We start from the raw sequence: 21089 nt of genomic DNA, 5'->3' as shown, positions 1-21089 counted from the left end.
TCGTGGTAGTGCGGCGTGCGGTCAGAACCAGGCGTCGCGCATGTCCAGCGTGGTGCGGTCCATCAGCTCCAACAGATCCAATTGCGGTGTGGTCTTGGGCAATTCGTAGCGGAAGAAGTAGCGGGCCGCCGCGCGCTTGCCGTCGTAGAAGTCGCCGTCCTTGCCATGGGCGGCCAGTGCCTGCTCCAGCCAGATCCACGCGACCACAACGTGTCCGAATGCCTCCAGATAGATGCTGGAATTCGCCATGGCGGCGGCAATATCGCCGGAGGCGAACATCCAGCCGGTGACGGTGAGCAACCGCTGCCAGACCGCATCGAGCTGGCCGCCGAATTCGGTCCACTCGCCACCCGCCTCGGTGGCCGCGAGTACGGTCCGCTCGATTTGCGCGGCCAGTAGCCGCAGGCTCGCGCCATCGTGCTGGATCACCTTGCGGCCCAACAGATCCAGACCTTGGATGCCGTGGGTGCCCTCGTGGATCGGGTTGAGGCGATTGTCGCGGTAGTGCTGTTCGACATCGTATTCGCGGGTGTAGCCATAACCGCCGTGCACCTGGATGGCAAGGCTATTGGCCTCCAGGCACCATTGCGATGGCCAGCTCTTGGCCACGCCGGTGAGAATTTCCAGCAGCAGGGTGTGATCGCGTTTCGTGGCCGGATCCTCGGCGGTGTGTTCCAGATCGACCAGCCGGTTGCAGTAGAGCAGCAGACCGAGTGCGCCCTCTACATAAGACTTCTGCGCCAACAGCATGCGCCGCACGTCCGCGTGCTCGATGATCGGTACCTGTGGCGTCGCCGGATCCTTGGCGGTGACCGGGCGTCCCTGGCGACGTTCGCGGGCGTATTCGAGTGACTTCAGATAGCCGGTGTAGCCCAATGCCGTCGCGCCGAGCCCGACGCCGAGCCGCGCCTCGTTCATCATGTGGAACATGTAGGACAGGCCGCGATGCGGTTCGCCGACGAGGTAGCCCACCGCTCCGGCGGCACCGTCCGGAGTGTGCTTGCCCTCGCCGAAGTTCAGCACCGTGTTGGTGGTGCCGCGGTAGCCCATCTTGTGGTTCAACCCGGCCAGCACCACATCGTTGCGCGCCCCGAGCGAACCGTCCGCGGCCACCAGGAACTTCGGCACGACGAACAGTGATATGCCCTTGGTTCCGGCGGGCCCACCCGGAATCTTGGCGAGCACCAGGTGCACGATGTTCTCGGTCAGCTCATGATCACCGCCGGAGATCCACATCTTCGATCCGAAGACCCGGTAGGTGCCGTCGGCCTGTGGTTCGGCGCGGGTCACGATATCGGCCAGCGACGAACCGGCCTGCGGCTCGGACAGGCACATGGTCCCGGTGAACCTACCCTCGACCATGGGTTTGACGAAGCGGTCGATCTGCTCCGGAGTTCCGTGCGCGGTAAGGAGATTGGCATTGCCGACGGTCAGGAACTGATAGCCGATGGTGCCGACATTGGCCGCCTGGAACCAGCTGAATCCGGCCGCCTCCAGCGTGCGGGGCAGCTGTAGCCCGCCGATCCGCTCGTCCATCGCAGCGCCGATGAGATTCGCCTTGGCGAAGGCCTCGACGGCGGCCTTGACCTCCGGAATTATGGTGACCCGCTCGCCGTCGAAGGTCGGCTCATCGGTGTCGTTGCGCTTGTTGTGCGGCGCGAAATGCTGGGTCGCCAGATCCGCGCAGAGGTCGAGAAAACCGTCGAAGGTCTCCCTGGAGTGTTCGGCGAACCGGGGCAGCGCGGTGAGCTCCTCGACCCGCAGCCATTCGTAGAGCAGGAAGTCCAGGTCCCTACGGGAGATCAGGGTCGAGCGCACGGGCACATCCTCTCGCGGTGGCGGAGCACTGGCCCAGACGGGCGCGGTACTCGCTCGGATTGATTTGGTACGTTACTACGCATGTGTCGCGAATCGATCCCAGGGCCGGGATGACTACCACCTCCGGTGCCGCCCGGCCCGTCGGCCGTCCCGCCGCCGCCTCCCAGGACCAGGTACTCGCCGCGGCCAGCGCCCAGTTCCTGGCCTGCGAGCGGGTCGATGTGCAGGCGATCGCGGCCGAACTCGGATTGTCGCGCGCGACCATCTACCGCTGGTTCGGTTCGCGGGACGGACTGCTCGGTGCGGTCATCGTGTCGGAATTCGAGCGGATGGTCGTCGCGGCGAAGACGCGCTCCGACGGCGCCGGCGCGGCGCGGGTCCTCGCCCTACTGGACCGGGTGGCACAGTGGCTTACGCGCAGCGAGGCATACCGATATTTCATCGCGACCGAACAGGCCACCGCCGGCCGCATCATCACCACCAGCGATGGGCCGGTACAGCCGAAGGTGGTCGGGGTGGTCGCCGAAATCCTGGATACCGCGATGGCGCAGGGCTACCAGAATCGGGTCGATACCGAGACCTTCGCCTATGCGTTGGTCCGGCTCATCGAAGCCTTCCTGTATCGGGATGCGGTGACCGGCATTCGCGGCGATGTGCAGCGGTTGCGCGCGGTGCTGGCGGTCATTCTGGGACTGGATCCCGATCAGGGCGGCCGGTAGCCGTTCACGTCCTTTCGGTCAGCAGGCGGGCCGCGCAGACTTGGGACAGATCACCCATGCCGAGCTGGCCGGATATGCGCGGCAGCGGGACGGAAAGCAGGACCGCGCACAGGATTTCGTTTTCTACGCGATCCGGGCGGCAATCACCACAGTCACACCGCCGTGGGCGGGATACCTCGAGCGCCTATTACATCAAGGAAACGACGAGCGGTAGCCCGAACGCAAGCACAGCCGTCACGGATGTTACCGGGCGGCTCTCTTTTGCTTCGGGATACAGTGGTCGGGCGAAGCGAGGGAGCACACGTTGGTAGACCTGCCGGAAGTGAATCGCTGCGATACCCGGCGCGCGTCGATGTTGTCGGACTCGGTGTGTGCGCTGTTCGACCGAGCATTCGCCCTTCCTCCGCACCGCTGGTCCACGGTGGAGTCAGCACGACACCGCGATGTGCTCGCATCGCTACTCGTCCGGCCGGGCTTCGTCCTCGTGACCGCCGAGATGGGCGATGTCGTGATCGGTGCGGCTTATGGGTATCCGCTCGAGTCGGCGGACCGCTGGTGGGACAAGGTCGAGGCGCTGCCGCCCGACTCAGCTCGTCCAAGATCGCAAGGCAGGCGGTCTTGTCGCCGATTTCGGCATAGGCGCGAGCAGCCATCTCCGCCGCGTCCGCGACCAGCAGCCGATCATCGGTCCGACGCGCCCAGTTCGATGCGGCTGTGGCGTGATCGACCGCGAGTCGCGGGCGGCGGCGCCAGAGGGCGAGATGGCTTAGGTGCGAGAGCGTGAATGCCGCTAACTTCACGTCCTGGGCATCGTGGGCTGCGGTGCGCGCCTCCTCGTAAAACTTGCAGGCGGAAGCCAAATCGCCCATGTCGAAGTAAAGCCAGCCAGCGAACCGCGTCAGGTTCGCGAACACCGATAGCAGTCTCGGACGCAACTGCGACGGACAATCGGGCAGCAGCGACGCGACGAGGCTCTGCTGAGTCAATACCGAGCGGAGCACAAGCCAGGGGCCGAACTGATCGTCAGTGTCCATGGCCTTCGCCAGCATCGCCTCGATGCTGCCTATGACCTCTTCATCAACCCGGAGGTCCGCTCGGCCCAAGAGCGGCTTGTCCATGACAATGTTCTCGGTCGCGGCGGGTATGGATATCTGAGCGGCGACGATACCCATCAGCCGAACAAATTCTCGTCGCTCCACAATGTCAAACGGTAGACCTTCCACAGAGGCTGCGCGAGTGGCCGATTCGATCTCTTGGCGCGTCGAACTCGGGCCCGATCGGTGCATCTTGGACGCATGGGATCACCTTCGGTGCGGCTCGGCCGGAAGGGCCGCGCGAGGATCGCACCAGCGTGCATCAGCCCTTGCAGCGGTACGGAGCTCGCTTCCGTTCCGAATCAGCCGACCGCGACGGCGCGGGCTGGTTCGCCGTGATCGGTCGCGCCGCCCACGATGCGGAATCGGTGCGGGTCGTGTCCACCCTCGAGGAACGCGTCGCACCGATCGGGGCCGACGGATTGGCGTTCGCTGTCGTGCGTGCCACCGGCGGCGAGAAACCGCAAGTCAGCGTGAACACCCGCGACGGACGGCGGGTCCTAGCCGGGCCACTCGTGGCCTGATCGAGAACCCACCCGGTCCCCTTCCGGGTGGGCCGCTTCGCGTCCGGGGTCCGGCTGCGCCCCGCCTCCGAATCAACGGAGGCGGGGCGCGTTGTTCGACAGACCGATTTAGTCTGCGCTCGTGGCGATCAGCGAGGCACACCTAGTTCCAGGTATCGACCGATGACCGATACGGTGCGGGCGGGTTCACCATGATCGGCCGCGCTGCCGACGACGCAGGCTGCGTGACGGTGTATCGAGGCTCGAGGAACACATCGCGCCGATTGGCGCGGACCGGGTTGACACTCGCGGTGGTACGCGCCTACGGCAGCGAGGAACCGCACATCAGTGTCACCACCAGAGACGGAGGGCGAATCACCGCGCCGCCCATGGCTTGATCGACAACGAATGAATTGATCCGTACGGCAGGGATTGAACAGCTGCCTCAGCCGGGCTCGATGAGTCCGTGTTTGCGGGCCACTGCGGCGGCTTCGGTTCGCGTCGCGGCACCGAGCTTGGTCAGGATCCGCGATACATGCACGCCCGCGGTATTGCCGCTGATGAACAGCTCTGCCGCGATCTGCCGATTGCTCAACCCCTGTGCGACCAGACGTAATACGTCGATCTCGCGCGGCGTCAGACCGAAGGTGCGCGGCGTTTCGTGCGCCGGTTGCGGCCGAGTCACCTGGAGGGCGACGCGGGCACGCTCGGCCAGCTGCTCGGCAGCGTCGGTCAACGGTGTCGCACCCAATCCCGCCGCGAGTTCGGCGGCTTCGCGCAGGGTCTCGCGGGCGGCGGCGCGATTGCCGACCACCAGTTCGGCCTCGGCGGCACCGAGAAGACTGCGGGCCAGGTCATGGCGCTGATCGATGGTGCGCCAAGCGGATACCGCCTGGTGCCAGGCGGTGGGGTCGTTGTCCCCGGTGGCGGTGAAGACGGCGCGATAGGCCGAGTCGACCGCGGTGGTTACCGGCAGTCGGTCGGCAACGTCCGCGAGATCCGCGTCCGCGATCCGGGCCGCGGTCGCGAGCAACGGCCACACCTCGTGGTGGTGGGTGATGAGATCATCGGCCGCCAGCGTCTCGGCGACGATCTCATGCGCACGTCGGGATTGTCCGTCCGCGATCGCGATATCGGTTCGCACCGTGCGCAATTGGAGTTGGTACTGGCGCGCCCACGGTCCGTCGCTCAAGAGCACGGCCGCGGCGTCGGCACTGCTGGTTGCCGCCGTCGAAGAGCCCTGAGCCAGCACGATTCTCGCGTGACAGAGCAGTAGCGCGGCCTTGCTCAGCGGCGGCAGCTGGTCGGTGAGCGATTCGTCGATGAGATCGAGCGCCTCCGGCCAGCGTCCGAGCCCGGCCAACGCCTGCGCCCATTTCACCAGCAGAATGGGCCCGGCATCGGCGAAGCGGAAGGTTTCGTGGGCGGCCCGCAAACCCTGCTGGATCGTCTCGATGGCTGCCTGGTATTCGCCCGCCGCGACCAGCGCCGCCGACTCCCACAGCACCACGGTCAACAATGTCTGCGGATCGTTCGCCGCGGCGTGAGCCTGTTCGAAATACGTGACAGCGGAGCCATTTCCGGCGGCCGCCGCCAGGCCCTGATAGGCGTAGCCGCGCGCGGCGAGAGCTGGTATGCCGGTCTGTTCGGCGACCTCGACAGCCGCGCGGGCAGCACGCGCGGCCCCGACGGCATCACCGTGGAAGACGCGGGATGCGGCCAACGATGCGAGCACCTCGCCGCGCAACACGCTCGGCGGCTGTGTTGGTAATAATTCCAATGCCCGGGTGAGATCATCGACGGATCCGCCGCTGCTCTGATTCTCCAGACCCGCACGGTAGTAGTAGAGGCGAGCGGCCCGCTCCGGTGCCGTCGCCGCATCCAGCAGTTCCAGTGCCTGGTCGGCCGCCGTAACGCCGCGCTCGACGATGCCACCGTGAAAGCATGCCTCGACAATGCGTTCCAGCACGGCGAGCCGATCGACCCCGACCAGCGTTGCCGCGTCGGGCACTCGATCCCACAGCTCGAGCACACGATCGAGTTGCTGTACGCGTTCGCCTTGTGCCCCTGCGGATTCCGTGGCAGCTCGCCAGGACGCCACGAGTGCGTGTGGCAGATCGCCCGCGGCGTACGCGTGGTAGGCCAGCTCGCCCATCCGCCGTTCACCGGCACCCGGCGCGCCTTCGGCGAGCAGGACCTGAGAAAGCCTGCTGTGCAAGCGCTTTCGTTCGATCGGCAGCATATCGTCATAGACGGCATCGCGGATCAGGCTGTGTCGGAACTCGTAGCCGGTGTCCGTCGCCAGCAATAGCCGCTGATCGGTGAGCTGGCGCAACGCCAGGTGCAGCGCGTCGTCGGACCGGTCCGTCGCGGATTCCAGTAATTCGGCCGCCACGGGCGAGCCCGCGGTGGCGGCGAGTCGCAAAAGCGCCTCCGCATCCTCGGACAGTCCGGATCGATAGCCGAGCAGCAGGTCGGACAGGTCCGCGAGGGCGTCCTCGGGCACGCGGTCGGGATCCGCTCGCAGCGCACGCCCGAGCGCCTCGACGAATAGCGGAATCCCCTTGCTGCGCTGGAAGACTCGGGTGGCGACCCCGGGCTCGGGTTCGCGGTTGAGCACCGCGGCGAGCTGACGGCCGACCTCGTGTCTGGTCAGCGGCTCCGGATGCAGCACGCGCACACCGGGATCGCGGCGCAGCCCCGTGAGGAATCGACGCAGCCTCTCCGAATCGGCGGGCCGGTAGGTGCTGATCAGCAGTAGATCGCGCTGGGTCAGATTCGCGACCAGGAACGTCAGCAGCTCCCGGCTCGAATCATCGGCCCAGTGCAGGTCCTCCACCACGAGCACCACCGACCGCGAGATCGCCAGCTGCTCGAATACGGTGAGGATCTCGCCGAACAACCTGATCCGATCCGCTTCGGTCTCGGCCGCACCGGTCCGCATCGCCAGCTCGGGCAGCCAGCGCGAAAGTGCGGGGCGCGCGATCGGCAGCAGCGCGGTCAGCTCGTCGACGCCGATTCGCCGCAACAGACCGCGCATGATCGTGACGAACGGCGCGAACGGCACGCCACTCGCGCCGAATTCCGGACACCGGCCGGTCAGTACCAGCACATCCGAGCCGAGCCGTGAGGTGAACTCGCCGACCAGCCGAGATTTCCCGATGCCCGGTTCACCGGCGATCAGCACGGTATGCACCGATTCGTCGTGGTACGCGCGCTGGAGTGCGGACACCTCCGCTGCCCGCCCGACGAAGGCACCGTGGTCGGAAACGCTCGACACCACGCGATCATGCCCGGATCGTGGGCTCGGCGCCAAGGTAAAGAGCGGTGGAGCCGAAGATAACGAAATCTCGTGATTCGCCGGCACACCTGTTACCAGCAGAGTCGATCGCATGACGAACAACGACATCCGCCCCTTCCGCATCGAGATTCCTCAGGCCGATATCGACGATCTGCGCGAACGGCTCACCCACACCCGCTGGATCGATGACCTGCCCGGCACCGGCTGGGAGCGCGGCGTGCCCACCGCCTACCTGCGCGAACTGGCGGGCTACTGGGCCGAGAAATTCGACTGGCGTGCGGTCGAGGCGGAGCTCAACGCCTACCCGCAGTTCAGCACCACCATCGACGGACAGGATGTGCATTTCCTGCACGTGCGGTCCGCCGCAGCCGATGCGACCCCGCTGCTGTTGCTGCACGGGTGGCCGAGCTCGGTGATCGACTTCCTGGATCTGATCGGCCCACTGATCGATCCGAAGGCACACGGTCACGCCGACCTGCCCGCCTTCCACCTGGTCATTCCGTCGCTGCCGGGGCACGGCTTCTCCGGTCCGATCACCGAGGCGGGCTGGCACGACGGCCGGGTCGCGGCCGCGCTGGCGGAGCTGATGGCTCGTCTCGGCTACGACCGGTACGGCGTGCACGGTGGCGATCACGGGGCGTTCCTGGCTCCGCGACTGGCCCGCCTCGACGGCGAGCATGTGCTCGGCGTGCACGTCAATGCGCTGGTCACCTTCCCGACCGGCGATCCGGCCGATACGGCCGCACTCACCGATGCCGAGCAGCAGCGGCTGGCACGCATGCGGAACTTCCAGCAGGACGGTTCGGCGTATATGAACCTCAACGGTTCGCGCCCGAACACGATCGCCCAGTTGTTGGCCGATTCGCCGGCCGGGCAGCTCGGCTGGATCGTCGAGAAGTACAAGGAGTGGATCGACCAGTCGCACGACCTGCCGGAACAGGGCGTCGACCGGGATCGAATGCTGGCGAATGTGAGCATCTACTGGTTCACCGATACCGCCCGCAGCGTGGCCAACTTCTACTACGAGCGCTTCCACGATGCCGCGATGTTCGCGCCCGCACCGCAAGGCAGCGTGCCCACGGGTGTGGCGGTGTTCAAGGACGGTGACTACGCGATCCGCCGCTTCGCGGAGAGCGCGCACAACATTACCCACTGGTCGGAGTTCTACTCCGGTGGCCACTTCCCGGCGCTCGAGGTCCCCGACCTGCTCATCGGCGATATCCGCGAGTTCTTCCGCACCATCGACTGAGCCGTAGCATCACGCGGGGATTGCGTCTCCACCAAGGGGAGACAGGAGGGTAGGGGCATGGACGGCGACACGCTCTATCCGATCGGCACGATGGCCGCACGGACCGGCCTCTCGGTCAAGACCATCCGCTTCTATGCCGACACCGGTGTCGTGCCGCCGACCACCCACAGCCCCGCCGGTTACCGGCTCTACGACGACGATGCGCTCACCCGTCTGCAACTGGTGCGCACCCTGCGCGAACTCGGCATCGATCTGCCCGCCATCCGACAGGTGCTCGACCGCACGCTGACGGTGCCCGAAGTCGCGGCCGCGCACGCCGACGCCCTGGAATTCCAGATCAGCACGCTCCGGGTGCGGCGCACGGTGTTACGAGCAATCGCCGAGCGGGGCTCGACCCCCGAGGAGATGGAACTCATGCACAAGCTCGTCGAACTCTCCGACGCCGAAAAAAGCCGCCTCATTACCGAATTCGTCGAAGACACCTTTGGTGGTACCGATGCCGACCCGGAATTCGTCGATCTCATCCGCTCGGCGATGCCGGAACTGCCCGACGACCCGGAACCCGCCCAGGTGCGGGCCTGGGTGGAACTCGCCGAACTCACCCGCGATCCGGATTTCCGGGCATCGGTGCGCCGCATGGCGCAATACCAGGCCGCGCAGCGCGCCGAGGGCGATAGGACCGGCCTGCACCACGAGCTGACCGAACTCGTCCGGAAACGAGTCGGTCAGGCGCTCGCAGCCGGAACAGCACCGGATTCCGTTGCGGCCCAGCCCATTGTCGCCGAACTGACCGCCGCATACGCGACGACCTTCGGCCGCGCCGATGACGCAGAACTACGGAACTGGCTGCTGACCCGGCTCGAGGTCGCGGGCGACCCACGCGCCGAACGCTATTGGCAACTCCTCTCCGTCATCAACGGCTGGCCCGTCCCGCCGACCCTCGGGCCGGTGTTCGACTGGTTGGGTGCCGCGCTGCGGGCGAATCCGTGACCGGTTGTCTCATTCCAGATCGGCCAGCTCGGCGAGGATGGCCGCGGCCATGGTCGCGGGATCGCCGTCCTCGGGCCGCAGCACCAGTTCGGCCCGGGTGGGTGCCTCGTAGGGATCGTCGATGCCGGTGAAACCGCGGATTTCACCGGCACGGGCCTTGGCGTACATGCCCTTGGGGTCGCGGGCCTCGCAGATCTCCAGTGGCGTATCGACGAAGATCTCCACGAAGGGGATGCCAGCGGCCTCGTGCACCGCACGGACCTTATTGCGATCGGCGGCGTACGGACTGATCAGGGAAACCACCGCGACCACACCTGCCTCGGCGAACAGTCGCGCCACTTCGCCCACGCGGCGGATATTCTCGACGCGATCGGCGGCGCCGAAACCGAGGTCGGCATTGAGACCGTGGCGCAGGTTGTCACCGTCGAGTAGGAAGGCCGGGCGGCCCGCCGCGACCAGGCGACGCTCCAGTTCCACTGCGACCGAGGACTTTCCGGAGCCGGACAGGCCGGTCAGCCAGATCGTCAGTCCCGCCGTAGGGCGCTCGTCGCGGCCGACGGCGGTGGCATGCCACACGACACGGGAGGAGGGCAGGGTCGGTCCGGTGATCATGCCCGCGGCGACGGTGTTGTTGGTGGTGTCGTCGACCAGGATGAAGCTGCCGGTGGTGCGGTTGCGGCGGTACGGATCGAAGAGCAGCGGCTGGCGGGTGCGCAGCTGGATGCGCCCGATCTCGTTGAGCGACAACGAATTCGCGCTCTCGTCGCGGTGTAGGGTATTGACGTCGAGTCGGTAGTCCAGGCTGCGCACTTCGGCGGTCGCGGTGCGGGTGGTGTGCCGGATGGTGTAGGTGGCGCCGGGGGTGAGCTCGGATTCCTCGGCGAACCAGCACACCATCGCGTCCAGATCGCGCCCGACATGCGGCCGGTTCGCGGGGCGGCAGATCAGATCGCCACGGGATACGTCGAGTTGGTCGGTGAGCTGGATGGTAACGGCCTGTGGCGGAAAGGCTTCCGCGATCGGTGTGCCGCCCGGACCCCAGATCGCCTCGACCGTGGTGGTGAATCCCGAAGGCAGCACGGCGACTTCGTCGCCCGGCTTGAAGACACCGCCGGACACGGTGCCCGCATATCCGCGGAAATCCTCTGCGTGCCTGCGGGTCACATACTGCACCGGGAATCGCGCATCGATGAGATTGCGGTCGGAGGCGATATGAACATCCTCGAGGTGATGCAGCAGGGGCGAGCCCTCGTACCACGGCATGCTCGCGCCACGGTGCACGATATTGTCGCCGTGCAGCGCCGACATCGGGATGAAGGACAGATCGGCGACATCGAGTTTCGTGGCGAAGCCGACGAATTCCTCCTTGATTTCCTCGAACCGGTCCTGCGACCATCCGGCCAGATCCATCTTGTTCACACACAGCACCAAGTGCGGGATGCCGAGCAGGCTGGCCAGGAAGGCATGCCGCCGAGTCTGTTCCACGATGCCCTTGCGTGCGTCCACCAGGATCAGCGCAAGATCGGCGGTGGAGGCGCCGGTGACCATATTGCGGGTGTACTGGATATGGCCGGGGGTGTCGGCGATGATGAATTTGCGCCGGGGCGTGGCGAAGTAGCGGTGCGCCACATCGATGGTGATGCCCTGTTCGCGTTCGGCGCGCAGGCCATCGGTGAGCAGCGCCAGATCCGGATAATCGTCGCCGCGCGCCTTGCTGGTCCGCTCCACCGCGGCGAGCTGATCGGTGAAGATCGTCTTGGAGTCGAACAGCAGACGGCCGATCAGCGTCGACTTACCGTCGTCGACGCTGCCCGCGGTGGCCAGGCGCAACAGGGTGGTGGTCGTCATCAGAAGTAACCTTCCCGCTTGCGGTCTTCCATGCCTGCCTCGGAAATACGGTCGTCGGCGCGGGTGGCGCCGCGCTCGGTGATTCGGGTGGCGGCGACTTCGTCGACCACGTCCGCGGGGGTCGCCGCGGACGATTCGACACATCCGGTGCAGGTCGCATCGCCCACTGTCCGGAATCGCACCGTACTGTCATAGGGCTGCTCGCCGTCGAGCAGGGTGAGAAATCGTGTGTGCGCCAACAACATTCCGTCGCGCTGCACCACCTGTCGGCGGTGCGCGTAGTACAGCGGCGGCAGCTCGATGTCCTCGGCGGCGATGTAATGCCAGATATCGAGCTCGGTCCAATTGGACAGCGGGAACACCCGGATGTGTTCGCCCTTGCTGTGCCGACCGTTGTAGAGATTCCACAGCTCCGGTCGCTGATTGCGCGGGTCCCACTGCCCGTATTCGTCACGGAAGCTGAAGACGCGTTCCTTGGCGCGGGCCTTCTCTTCGTCGCGCCGCGCGCCGCCGAATACCGCGTCATATCCGCCCTCCCGGATCGAACGCAGCAAAGTGGCTGTCTGCAAACGGTTCCGGGAGGCGCGCGGTCCGGTCTCCTCCTTGACCCGGCCCGCGTCGATATCGTCCTGCACGCTACCGACCACCAGTCGCAGTCCGAGCCGCTCGACCGTGCGGTCGCGGTATTCGATGACCTCGTCGAAATTGTGCCCGGTATCGATATGCAGCACCGGGAACGGCAGCGGCGCGGGCCAGAATGCCTTCGCCGCGAGATGCAGCATGACAACGGAATCCTTGCCGCCGGAGAACAGCAGCACAGGCCGTTCGAAGGTCGCGGCGACTTCCCGGAATATATATGCCGACTCGGCCTCGAGCGCGTCCAGATGAGGCAGCTCGTAGGTGCTCGCCGTCGACTTCGCGTACTGGCTCACGCCACAAAACTAGAACACGTTTCGGTCATTGGTCAATGGTTGGAATCCGGCTTGTGTCCCCCGGATTCGGCGGTCACCCGATCCGCGGCCGCGATGAGTGCGGTTCCGCGACGGTCGATCTCGGCGCCGGTGATGGAGGCTCCGACGTACATCGTCAGCACCATGTTCTGCCTGCCGTCGCCGCCGTAGGTGGGCGCCGCGAGCAGGCTGACCGGATGTTCCTTGCGCGGGCGCAGATCGGTGCCGAGATAGACCCGCTCCCCGAGGCTGGTCACCAGTTCGCCGACGAGTTCGCGCACCTCATTGGGCAGGTCGCTGGCCGCGACCCCGGCGAGCAAAGCGTACAGCCGCCGTCCGGCGGCGGTCAGGCTTTCGACCAGGTAGCCGCGCTCGCGGCACTCCGCGACGATCCGGCGCAGCCGGGCCTCGTCCTGGCGCAGCGGCACCGTCGGCGGCTTGCGCAACCAGGCGTCGAAGGCCGCGTCGGTATCCCAGAGCACGTACATCAGGCCCACCGGCGGTGCGAAATGGTAGGCCGCACCCACCTTGACCAGGCCCGGACCGGTGCTCTCCAGCACCATGATCTGCTCGCCGACCACGGCCGATGCGGTACAGGTCGTGCGGTAGAGCGCGGTGAGTTTCTCCAGCTCGGCGCGCGCGATGGAGGCGATGGCGAAGCTGTCCTGAGCCGCCCGGCCCGCAGCGATAAGCGCAGGTCCGAGCCCGTAGGTGCGGGTGTTCGGGTCGCGCATCAGATAGCCGCCCGCGGTCAGTTCGGTGAGGATGCCCAGGCAGGTCGGTTTGGCCAGGTCGAGTTCGCGGGCCAGTTCGGAGAGTCCGAAGCGTTTGCCGCGCCGCTCGACAAAGAAATCCAGCACTTGGACCACCCGTGCGGTCGGGGCGGATCTGCGGGCAACCATGGACAACTCCTAGAACAGGTTCTAATCTTGCACATATAGAAATGTACCAGAGCGGTACATATTTGGAACAGCTACTTCGGAGAAGTCTCTTGCTGACACAGCCGTTCGCGGAAGCCATCGCCGCCGCCGAGGAAATCATCACCGGCGCACCGCATATTCGAACCGAACAGGACCTCGTCGAGGGCTACGACTACCTCGCGGGCAGTATTCGCGCCTCCATCCAGATGGCGTGGGCCTTCGAGCGGGACTTTCCGTTCTTCGTCATGTCCACCGGCCCGTATACGAAGATGGGTCTGGACAACCCGGACACCCTCTACTTTCATTCGTATCTGCGCCCCGACGCCGAGTATGTGGTGACCGGAACCCGAGGTACCACTCGTGACCTCAGCTTCCAGGTGCTCAACGGCAACTATTCGCCGGTGGATGTCCCCGACAGCGAGACCGCCTTCGACGCCCGCGCCCTCGATATCGCGGCCGACGGGTCCTACGAGCTCCGTCTCGGACCGGGCGAGGCGCGCCGCGGCTATGTTCATCTCGCGCCCGACTCCGCCATGCTCGTGGTTCGCGAGGTGTACAGCGACTGGGCCACCGAGAAGCCGGGCACGATTCGCATTCAGCGGGTGGACACGATCGGCGACGCACCGCCGCCGCTGACCAGGGACGTGATGAGCAAGCGTTATGAGATCGCGGGGAAGATGCTGGTCTCGCGGCTGAATACCTTCCTGGCGTTCCCGAAGTGGTTCTATCTCAATCTGCCGGTGAACACGATGACCGAACCGCGCTCCACGCCGGGCGGGCTCACCACCCAGTTCTCCTCCGTTGGCCATTACGAACTCGACGACGATCAGGCGATGATCCTCACGGTGCCGAAATCGGATGCGCCGTATCAGGGTTTCCAACTCGGCAGCATGTGGTACCTGTCGCTGGACTACATCAACCACCAGACCAGCCTTACCGCCGACCAGGCGCGCGTGGATCCGGACGGGATGATCCGGCTGGTCATCAGCGAGAACGACCCCGGACTGACCAACTGGATCGAGCGCACCGGGCATGCGCGCGGGTACCTGCAGTTCCGCTGGCAACAGCTGTCACGGGATCTGAAGCCCGAGGACGGGCCGAAGGTGGAGGTGGTATCGGTCGCCGAATTGCCCGAGCGGCTGCCGTACTACCAGGAAGCTCGGGTCACGCCCGAGGAATGGCGGGAGCGGATCGCGGCGCGTCAGGTTGCCGTGGCAGAAAGGATGCTCGGCTGATGTTGTTGCAGGACAAGGTGGTTGTCGTCTCCGGAGTCGGTCCGGGACTCGGCCGGGCCATCGCGGTGCAGAGTGCGCGCGCCGGTGCCGATGTAGTGCTGGCCTCGCGGACCGAATCGCGGCTGACCGAGGTGGCCAAGGAGATCACCGAACTCGGCAGGCGCGCGGTGGTGGTGCCGACCGATATCAATGATGAAGCGGCCGTGACGAATCTGGTCGAGACGGCACAGAGCGCCTTCGGCCATGTCGACACGCTGGTGAACAATGCCTTCGCGATTCCGCCGATCACCGATCTGGCCGATGTCGATCTCGATGATGTGCGCGCCGGTTTCGAGACGAATGTGCTTGCCGCACTGCGGTTGACGCGTCTGTTCGTGCCCGCGTTGACGGAGTCCAAGGGCTCGGTGGTCATGATCAATTCGGCGGTGCTGCGGCACTCGCGGCGCACCTTCGGGCCGTACAAGATGGCCAAGGCGAGCCTGCTCGCGCTGGCGCAGAGCCTGGCCACCGAACTCGGTCCGAAGGGCATTCGGGTGAATACCATTGCGCCCGGCTATATCTGGGCCGACAACCTGAAGTGGTACTTCAACTATCAGGCCAAGCAGCGTGGGATCACCCCCGAAGAGGTTTACGCCGAAACAGCCGAGACCATCGATCTGCGCAAGCTGCCCGAACCCGATGAGATCGCTGATGCCGTGGTGTTCTTCGCCTCGTATCTGGCGCGGGCGATCACCGGCGCGTGCCTGGATGTCAACGGCGGCGAATTCCACCACTAGGAGATGACTGTGATCGGCAGAGACGACGTCGGCACCATCGACGATCTGCACGCCTCGGCGACCAAGGTCGTCGGATTGACCGACTTCGGCGACGACGGCTACCGCGAGGGGCTCGCAGTGCTGCTCGAGTCCTATGCCAAGGAAGCCGAGCTGACGCCCTTCGGCAATAAGGTGAATCGGGCCTTCCTGCGCGGTGCGCTGATTGCCCGGTTGCTGAGTGAGGCCGCGTGGCAACGCTTTCCGGAACATGCCGAGGTCGCGATCGAGCGCCCGATCTTCGTGACCGGCCTGCCGCGTTCGGGTACCACGGCGGTGCACCGGCTGCTCAATGCGGATCCGGCGCATCAGGGCCTGGAAATGTGGCTCACCGAGATGCCACAGCCGCGGCCGCCGCGCGAGACCTGGGCGGACAATCCGGTGTATCAGCGGATCGAGGCGGCATTCGAGCAGCATCATGTGGAGCATCCGGAATTCATGGGTGTGCACCATATTTCGGCGGACCAGGTGGAGGAGTGCTGGCAGCTGCTACGGCAGTCGCTGATGTCGGTGTCCTACGAATGCCTCGGTTATCTGCCCGGCTATTCCGAGTGGTTGCGCGAACAGGATTGGACCGATGCCTATCGCAGGCATCGGCGCAACCTGCAGTTGATCGGAATGCCCGATGCCGACCGGCGGTGGGTATTGAAGAACCCGAGCCACCTGTTCGCGCTGGACGCGATCTTCGAGGTGTATCCGGATGCGCTGGTGATCCAGATGCACCGGGATCCGCGCACCATCATCGCCTCGGTGTGCAGTCTGAACGAGCAGGCCTCGGCGGGGTGGTCGGAGAAGTTCCGCGGTCCGATCGTCGGTGCCGCGCAGTTGGATCTGTGGGCCAGGGGAGCGGATAAGTTCCTCGCGGATCGCAAGCGGCACAATGCCGCTCAGTTCTGCGATGTGTACTACGACGATTTCGTCGCCGACCCGATCGGCACCGTCGGATCGATCTATCGGCACTTCGATATCGAGCTGAGCTCCGAGGCCGAAGCGGCGATGGCGGAATTGCATGCGGAAAGCACCTCGGGCGCGGCCCGTCCCGTGCATCGCTACACGCTCGAGGACTTCGGCCTCACCGCGGATCAGGTCGACGACCGCTTCGCCGAATACCGCAGCAAACACTTCCCGACGAGTTAGGGGCACCCGAGATCGGGTGTGATCACCTGATCTCGGTTCTCACTGCTGACCCGGTTTGAGCACGATGAACAGCCCCTGCGCCTCGGCGCAGAGGCGTTCGCCGTCGTGCAGGGTGGCCCGGACGTAGACCTTGCGGCCCTCCTGCCGTTCGGTCCAGGCGTGCACCCGCAGTTCGGTGTTGAGCGGGGTGATGGAGCGGTAGTCGACGGTCAGGGATGCGGTGCGGGTGACCTCGCCCGCGTGCATTGCCGCGGCCATGCCCAGCAGATCGTCGAAAGCGACCGCGACCTGTCCGCCGTGGGCGGCCCTATTGCCGCCCAGGTGGAAGGTGCGGAAGGTGATGCGGGCATCGACACCGTCGCGGCTCGCCTTGTCGACGACGAACGGTGGGAGGGTGATATTGCCGCGCGAGGGCAGGTCGGCCCGGGTCCAGGTCGGGGCGGACCATTCGTCGACGATCGCGGCGTCCAGCTTGTCATTGAGCTGTTTGAGGACGCCGATCGTCTCCAGCGCGAGCTCATCGGTCGGACAGGCCAGCCGGGCCCGATCCATCAGGCTGCGCACCTGTTCGATGAATGCGCCGTAGTGCGGACCGCCGCGCGAAATATCGAGGTCGTCCAGCTGGGCGTCGATCAGCTCCGACATCGGCCGGAACCCGCCCTCGTGGTGCTCCTCGCTCGGCAGCGAGTTGCCGACCTGCTCTTCGTTCATAAGAACACGTTATCGGTTGCCGGTCGAATACTCGTTCGGAGGGGCCGCGCGATGCGCTGGAATTCGGCGAAGCCGCCGAATGGGGCGGTGAAATGGTGGTGGGATGCGGGGGCAGGGTTGGCTGGCCTAGTGTGGGTACTTGTTCTTGAATCAGGTCTTCCGAAACCCCCCACCGCGGGGCGGGTCGATGGGTCGGCCATCGGGTCGTCGCCGAACGGTGTCGCCGGCGAAAGGCTTTGTCCCGTATGCACATTGCTGCTGTTGTCTTCGATATGGACGGCGTTCTGATCGACTCGGAGCCGGTGTGGGAGCAGGTGCGCCGCGCGTATGTGGCGGAGCGGGGCGGGCGCTGGCTACCCGATACACAGCAGCGGCTGATGGGCATGAGTACGGGGGAGTGGTCGGATTATCTCAGCGGTGAACTCGGAGTCGGCGCGCCGCCGGATACCGTGGCCAATGATGTGATCGATCGCATGGCGCAGCGCTACGAGCAATCGGTGCCGCTGCTGCCGGGGGCGGTCGAGGCGGTGCAGCGCATCAGCGAACACTGGCCGCTCGCGGTGGCCAGTTCGTCGCCGCGGAGCTTGATCGACACGGTGCTCGGCCGCACCGGGCTGATCGAATTCTTCGGTGTCACCTTCTCGACCGAGGAGGTCGATCGGGGTAAGCCCGCACCCGATGTCTACGTGGCGGCCGCCGCCTTCCTGCGGCACAAGTCCACCGAATGCGCTGCCGTCGAGGATTCGAGCAATGGACTGCGCGCGGCACACGCGGCGGGCATGCGTGTCATCGCCGCACCGCGTCCGGAATATCCACCGGCCCCGGATGCTCTCGCCCTGGCTGCCGAGGTGATCGACACCCTCGACGAACTCACTCCCGCTGTCGTCACGGGTGATTAGGGGTGTAGGACTCGAGCAGGGCGCGGGCGGCGGCGGTCAGGTCGTCCTCCAGCCAGTCGGGGAGGGTGGCGGCGTGCGCGTGGCGGCGTAGGGCGGCGTAGGGGAGGTCGACGATGGCGCGGCTGACGGCATCGATTTCGCGGTCGCCGGCGCGGCCGAAGCGGGCGGCGGCGATGCGGCGCAGGTGGTCGATGAGCGGTGCGTTCATGTGGTCGAGGCGGGCACGGAATTCCGCGTCCGGTCCGCCGTCGAGTAGGTCGCTGGGGCGCAAGTTCAGCAAAAGCTTTGCGTCGTCGGGCAATTCGCGACCGAAGTGGATGCTGGCCACGGCCATCGCGACCCCGGCCTCGACCGGATCCGGATCGTCGGCGGCGGCCTCGACGCGGTCCTGGAAGCGTTCGAGCGCGCGCAGCCAGGCCGCGGTCAGCACGCCGTTGCGATTGCCGAAGCGGTGGTAGAGCGTGCCGACCGGGGCGCCACTTGCCGCCGCGATCGCCGCGACGCTGGCGGCGCGCGGGCCGTCGGTGAGCACCAGGGTGCGCGCTGCGTCGAGGATCACGTCGGTGTCGTGCTTGCGGGGAGGCGCCATGTACTAGTACGTTCCTTCTATATGGAGCGATTGTCCTACATAGATGAGCATGCCAGATCGGTGGACGCGAATCGCGATCGGGCGTGGAAGGCCTTGCTGAAAGTTGTCTGCAAGGATCCGCACGATCCGCCGAAGGCGCCGACCGGATTCGTGCTCGATGCCGCCGAAGAGCCCGGTCGGCTGGCGCTGCGTGGGCGGCACTGGTTCGCGCGCTATGCGCTGGTCTTCGAACTGGACGAGCAGGGACCGAGTCGCACAGTGGTGCGAGCGCGCAGCTGGGCCGAGTTCCCCGGGTTGCACGGAAAGATCTATCGCGCGCTGGTCATCGGTACCGGCGGCCACAAGATCGTGGTGCGCGAAATGCTCCGCCGAATCGCGGCCGCGGCATGATCCCGGGGTTGGTCTGGGGTGCCACCGAGGCCGAATGTGAGCTCCCGCTGCCCTGTGACGAGGTGCAACCCGGCGGTTTGCAGGCGGACCGGGCTATCGGCATCGATGCGCCACCCAGCGTGGTCTACGGCTGGCTCTGCCAACTGCGGGTCGCGCCGTACAGCTACGACCTGCTCGACAACTTCGGCAGGCGCAGCCCACGCGAGCGCGATCCGGCACTCACCGAACTCGAAGTTGGGCAGCGGTTCATGTCCGCGTTCACCCTCGTCTCCTTCGTGCTGTGCCGCCATATCACCCTGGTCGCCGGCAAGATCTGCGTCACCTACGCGGTGCGACCCGAAGCGGGCGGCACCACCCGGTTGACGGTCCGAATGCATTGCGGCGCACCGTGGCTCATCGCCCGGGTGCTGGCCCTCGGCGATGTGCTCATGATGCGCAAGCAGTTGCTGACGTTGAAGGAGTTGGCCGAGGCCGAGGCGCGTGCCGCCGAGGCATCTCGATAGCCGAGTGTGGCACCGTACACAATTCCGGGTGGCCAGCGCGGGTGGCGCAGGATGGGGCACATGTCGAATTATGTTCAGCTCGGAGCCACCGACGCGAACCCACCTACCAACCGATCCGCCGTGCCTGAACGCCAACCCTCGGTAATGGGCACCACGCGGCTATTTACATCCGGCCATACGGTCCAGCAACAATGCCTGTTCGGCATTGTTGCCGGTCAGCTCCGCGGCACGGGCGAATTCGACTCGCGCTTCGTCCGGTCGGCCGAGCCGGTCCAGCAGGTCACCGCGTACGGCGGGCAGCAGATGATAGCTGTCCAACTTGCCGGTGGCGACGAGCGCGTCGACGAGTTCGAGACCCGCGGCGGGCCCGTGCACCATACTGACCGCGACCGCCCGATTCAGTTCGACGATCGGTGACGGAAAGCGTTCGGCGAGAACCGCGTACAGGCCCGCGATGCGCCGCCAATCGGTCTCCTCGGCGCTCGGCGCCATGGCATGCACGGCGACGATCGCGGCTTGGAGCGCATAACGGCCCGGTCGTATCCCGCGATCGCGGCTGACCGCATGGGCCCGGCCGAGCGCGGCGTAACCACGTCGGATCAGCAGCTGATCCCACCGGGCACGCTCCTGATCCGCCAGCAGGACAACGGTTTTCGTGGGGTCCATCCGTGCGGCCGAGCGCGAGGCCTGTAACTCCAGCAGTGCGGCGAGGCCGTGTGTCTCCGGTTCCTCGGGCAGCAGATTCGCCAGCATCCGCGCCAATCGCAAGGCATCTTGGCACAATTCGACGCGGACCCAATCATCGCCCGCCGTCGCCGAATAGCCTTCGTTGAAAATGAGGTAGACGACCTCGAGCACCGAATCCAAACGCCTCGCCAGCTCGTCGCCGTGCGGCACCGCATACGGCACGCGCCTGGCGGCGATGGTGCGTTTGGCTCGCACAATGCGTTGGGCGACAGTTGATTCCGCTACGACGAAGGCCCGTGCGATCTCCTCGGTGGTCAATCCGCCGAGCAGTCGCAGCGTCAAGGCCACTCGGGCCGGTGGCGACAGCACCGGATGACAGGCCGTGAAGATCATGCGCAGCAGGTCGTCTTCGATATCCTCGCCCGCCTCGGGCTCCGAGCCGGCCCGCAGTTCATGACCGACCAAGGTCAGCTTTCGGGCGAGGTTCTGCTTGCGCCGCACCCGATCGATCGCCAGGTGCTTCGCGGTGAGCATGAGCCAGCCGCCCGGATTCGGCGGCACGCCGTCGCACGGCCATTGCTCCAGGGCTGCCACCAGCGCGTCCTGGGCGAGTTCCTCGGCGGTGTCGATATCGCCGACGATCCGGGTGAGCCCGGCGACCAGACGTGGCCATTCCATGCGCCACACGGTTTCGACGGCATCGCGAATCTGCTCGGGCGACCGGCTCATCTATC

19 protein-coding genes are annotated in these 21089 nt (G+C 66.1%); 11 read left to right on the top strand and 8 right to left on the bottom strand.

Features of this window, described 5'->3' with window-relative positions; genetic code table 11:
• Positions 1–21 precede the first annotated feature (21 nt).
• The gene (locus tag AB0L58_RS06630) at positions 22–1818 is read right to left on the bottom strand and encodes an acyl-CoA dehydrogenase (RefSeq protein WP_364382190.1); all 1797 of its coding nucleotides are present in this window, start codon (positions 1816–1818) and stop codon (positions 22–24) included.
• Positions 1819–1928: 110 nt separating this feature from the next.
• Here AB0L58_RS06630 and AB0L58_RS06625 point away from each other — a divergent pair, with 110 nt between their 5' ends.
• The 3 genes from AB0L58_RS06625 (at position 1929) to AB0L58_RS06615 (ending at position 4155) form a co-directional block, all read left to right on the top strand.
• Positions 1929–2537: a QsdR family transcriptional regulator gene (locus AB0L58_RS06625; RefSeq protein WP_364382187.1), complete on the top strand. Its 609-nt coding sequence runs from the start codon at positions 1929–1931 to the stop codon at positions 2535–2537.
• A 40-nt stretch (positions 2538–2577) separates the two neighbouring features.
• Positions 2578–2751, top strand: a complete 174-nt coding sequence (locus AB0L58_RS06620) for a hypothetical protein (protein WP_364382184.1) — start codon at positions 2578–2580, stop codon at positions 2749–2751.
• A 1137-nt stretch (positions 2752–3888) separates the two neighbouring features.
• Positions 3889–4155 (top strand): hypothetical protein, encoded by a 267-nt coding sequence (locus tag AB0L58_RS06615; protein WP_364382181.1) that lies wholly within the window; start codon positions 3889–3891, stop codon positions 4153–4155.
• A 424-nt stretch (positions 4156–4579) separates the two neighbouring features.
• On the opposite strand, the gene AB0L58_RS06610 is transcribed toward AB0L58_RS06615, so the two are convergent.
• Entirely contained in the window at positions 4580–7414 is a 2835-nt protein-coding gene (locus AB0L58_RS06610; RefSeq protein WP_364382178.1) for an AAA family ATPase, read from the bottom strand.
• 112 nt (positions 7415–7526) lie between these two features.
• On the opposite strand from AB0L58_RS06610, the gene AB0L58_RS06605 reads away from it, so the two are divergent.
• Both AB0L58_RS06605 and AB0L58_RS06600 read left to right on the top strand, forming a co-directional pair.
• Positions 7527–8684: an epoxide hydrolase family protein gene (locus AB0L58_RS06605; RefSeq protein ID WP_364382176.1), complete on the top strand. Its 1158-nt coding sequence runs from the start codon at positions 7527–7529 to the stop codon at positions 8682–8684.
• A 57-nt stretch (positions 8685–8741) separates the two neighbouring features.
• Positions 8742–9674, top strand: a complete 933-nt coding sequence (locus tag AB0L58_RS06600; protein WP_364382173.1) for a MerR family transcriptional regulator — start codon at positions 8742–8744, stop codon at positions 9672–9674.
• A gap of 9 nt (positions 9675–9683) precedes the next feature.
• On the opposite strand, the gene cysC is transcribed toward AB0L58_RS06600, so the two are convergent.
• Genes cysC through AB0L58_RS06585 form a run of 3 tightly spaced genes read right to left on the bottom strand, consistent with a single transcriptional unit; the run spans position 9684 to position 13374 of the window.
• The gene (cysC, locus tag AB0L58_RS06595; protein ID WP_364382170.1) at positions 9684–11522 is read right to left on the bottom strand and encodes an adenylyl-sulfate kinase; all 1839 of its coding nucleotides are present in this window, start codon (positions 11520–11522) and stop codon (positions 9684–9686) included.
• Positions 11522–12454 (bottom strand): sulfate adenylyltransferase subunit CysD, encoded by a 933-nt coding sequence (cysD, locus tag AB0L58_RS06590; RefSeq protein ID WP_364382167.1) that lies wholly within the window; start codon positions 12452–12454, stop codon positions 11522–11524. Before cysD ends, cysC begins: the two co-directional genes overlap by 1 nt.
• Positions 12455–12486: 32 nt before the next feature.
• Positions 12487–13374, bottom strand: coding sequence for a helix-turn-helix domain-containing protein (locus AB0L58_RS06585; protein ID WP_364382165.1), 888 nt, complete (start codon positions 13372–13374; stop codon positions 12487–12489).
• An 89-nt stretch (positions 13375–13463) separates the two neighbouring features.
• Here AB0L58_RS06585 and AB0L58_RS06580 point away from each other — a divergent pair, with 89 nt between their 5' ends.
• From AB0L58_RS06580 to AB0L58_RS06570, 3 genes are read left to right on the top strand one after another with little or no spacing between them, the layout of a single operon-like run.
• Complete coding sequence (locus AB0L58_RS06580; protein WP_364382162.1) at positions 13464–14627, top strand: hypothetical protein; 1164 nt, start codon at positions 13464–13466, stop codon at positions 14625–14627.
• Positions 14627–15403 (top strand): SDR family oxidoreductase, encoded by a 777-nt coding sequence (locus AB0L58_RS06575; RefSeq protein ID WP_364382159.1) that lies wholly within the window; start codon positions 14627–14629, stop codon positions 15401–15403. Before AB0L58_RS06580 ends, AB0L58_RS06575 begins: the two co-directional genes overlap by 1 nt.
• 9 nt (positions 15404–15412) lie before the next feature.
• Positions 15413–16576 carry a sulfotransferase gene (locus AB0L58_RS06570; protein ID WP_364382156.1) on the top strand — a complete coding sequence of 388 codons (1164 nt, stop codon included), beginning with the start codon at positions 15413–15415 and terminating at the stop codon, positions 16574–16576.
• A gap of 39 nt (positions 16577–16615) precedes the next feature.
• On the opposite strand, the gene AB0L58_RS06565 is transcribed toward AB0L58_RS06570, so the two are convergent.
• Positions 16616–17287 (bottom strand): PaaI family thioesterase, encoded by a 672-nt coding sequence (locus AB0L58_RS06565; protein ID WP_364382153.1) that lies wholly within the window; start codon positions 17285–17287, stop codon positions 16616–16618.
• Between the two features lie 245 nt (positions 17288–17532).
• Between AB0L58_RS06565 and AB0L58_RS06560 the strand changes: the two genes are divergently transcribed.
• Complete coding sequence (locus tag AB0L58_RS06560; protein ID WP_364382150.1) at positions 17533–18186, top strand: HAD family phosphatase; 654 nt, start codon at positions 17533–17535, stop codon at positions 18184–18186.
• Here the strand turns inward: AB0L58_RS06560 and AB0L58_RS06555 are convergent.
• On the bottom strand, positions 18173–18775 hold the full coding sequence (locus AB0L58_RS06555; RefSeq protein WP_364382147.1) for a TetR/AcrR family transcriptional regulator: 603 nt from the start codon (positions 18773–18775) through the stop codon (positions 18173–18175). The genes AB0L58_RS06560 and AB0L58_RS06555 overlap by 14 nt on opposite strands.
• 21 nt (positions 18776–18796) lie before the next feature.
• Between AB0L58_RS06555 and AB0L58_RS06550 the strand changes: the two genes are divergently transcribed.
• On the top strand, positions 18797–19165 hold the full coding sequence (locus AB0L58_RS06550; protein ID WP_364382144.1) for a hypothetical protein: 369 nt from the start codon (positions 18797–18799) through the stop codon (positions 19163–19165).
• 8 nt (positions 19166–19173) lie between these two features.
• Entirely contained in the window at positions 19174–19668 is a 495-nt protein-coding gene (locus AB0L58_RS06545; RefSeq protein ID WP_364382141.1) for a hypothetical protein, read from the top strand.
• Positions 19669–19827: 159 nt separating this feature from the next.
• On the opposite strand, the gene AB0L58_RS06540 is transcribed toward AB0L58_RS06545, so the two are convergent.
• The gene (locus AB0L58_RS06540; RefSeq protein ID WP_364382138.1) at positions 19828–21084 is read right to left on the bottom strand and encodes an RNA polymerase sigma factor; all 1257 of its coding nucleotides are present in this window, start codon (positions 21082–21084) and stop codon (positions 19828–19830) included.
• Positions 21085–21089: the final 5 nt, after the last annotated feature.

The sequence above is a fragment of the Nocardia sp. NPDC052112 genome, from assembly GCF_040680135.1.
In the GTDB taxonomy this organism is placed as follows: Bacteria; Actinomycetota; Actinomycetes; order Mycobacteriales; family Mycobacteriaceae; genus Nocardia.
Note: the sequence above shows the minus strand (reverse complement) of the source record. Positions and strands in the feature narration are given on the sequence as shown.

Bases quoted from the DNA above. Each gene is read 5' to 3' on its own strand.
- AB0L58_RS06575 (WP_364382159.1), top strand. From the start codon at position 14,627: ATGTTGTTGCAGGACAAGGTGGTTGTCGTCTCCGGAGTCGGTCCGGGA.
- AB0L58_RS06560 (WP_364382150.1), top strand. From the start codon at position 17,533: ATGCACATTGCTGCTGTTGTCTTCGATATGGACGGCGTTCTGATCGAC.
- AB0L58_RS06600 (WP_364382173.1), top strand. From the start codon at position 8,742: ATGGACGGCGACACGCTCTATCCGATCGGCACGATGGCCGCACGGACC.
- AB0L58_RS06605 (WP_364382176.1), top strand. From the start codon at position 7,527: ATGACGAACAACGACATCCGCCCCTTCCGCATCGAGATTCCTCAGGCC.
- AB0L58_RS06585 (WP_364382165.1), bottom strand. From the start codon at position 13,374: ATGGTTGCCCGCAGATCCGCCCCGACCGCACGGGTGGTCCAAGTGCTG.
- AB0L58_RS06565 (WP_364382153.1), bottom strand. From the start codon at position 17,287: ATGAACGAAGAGCAGGTCGGCAACTCGCTGCCGAGCGAGGAGCACCAC.
- cysC (WP_364382170.1), bottom strand. From the start codon at position 11,522: ATGACGACCACCACCCTGTTGCGCCTGGCCACCGCGGGCAGCGTCGAC.
- AB0L58_RS06625 (WP_364382187.1), top strand. From the start codon at position 1,929: ATGACTACCACCTCCGGTGCCGCCCGGCCCGTCGGCCGTCCCGCCGCC.
- AB0L58_RS06540 (WP_364382138.1), bottom strand. From the start codon at position 21,084: ATGAGCCGGTCGCCCGAGCAGATTCGCGATGCCGTCGAAACCGTGTGG.
- AB0L58_RS06555 (WP_364382147.1), bottom strand. From the start codon at position 18,775: ATGGCGCCTCCCCGCAAGCACGACACCGACGTGATCCTCGACGCAGCG.
- AB0L58_RS06550 (WP_364382144.1), top strand. From the start codon at position 18,797: ATGGAGCGATTGTCCTACATAGATGAGCATGCCAGATCGGTGGACGCG.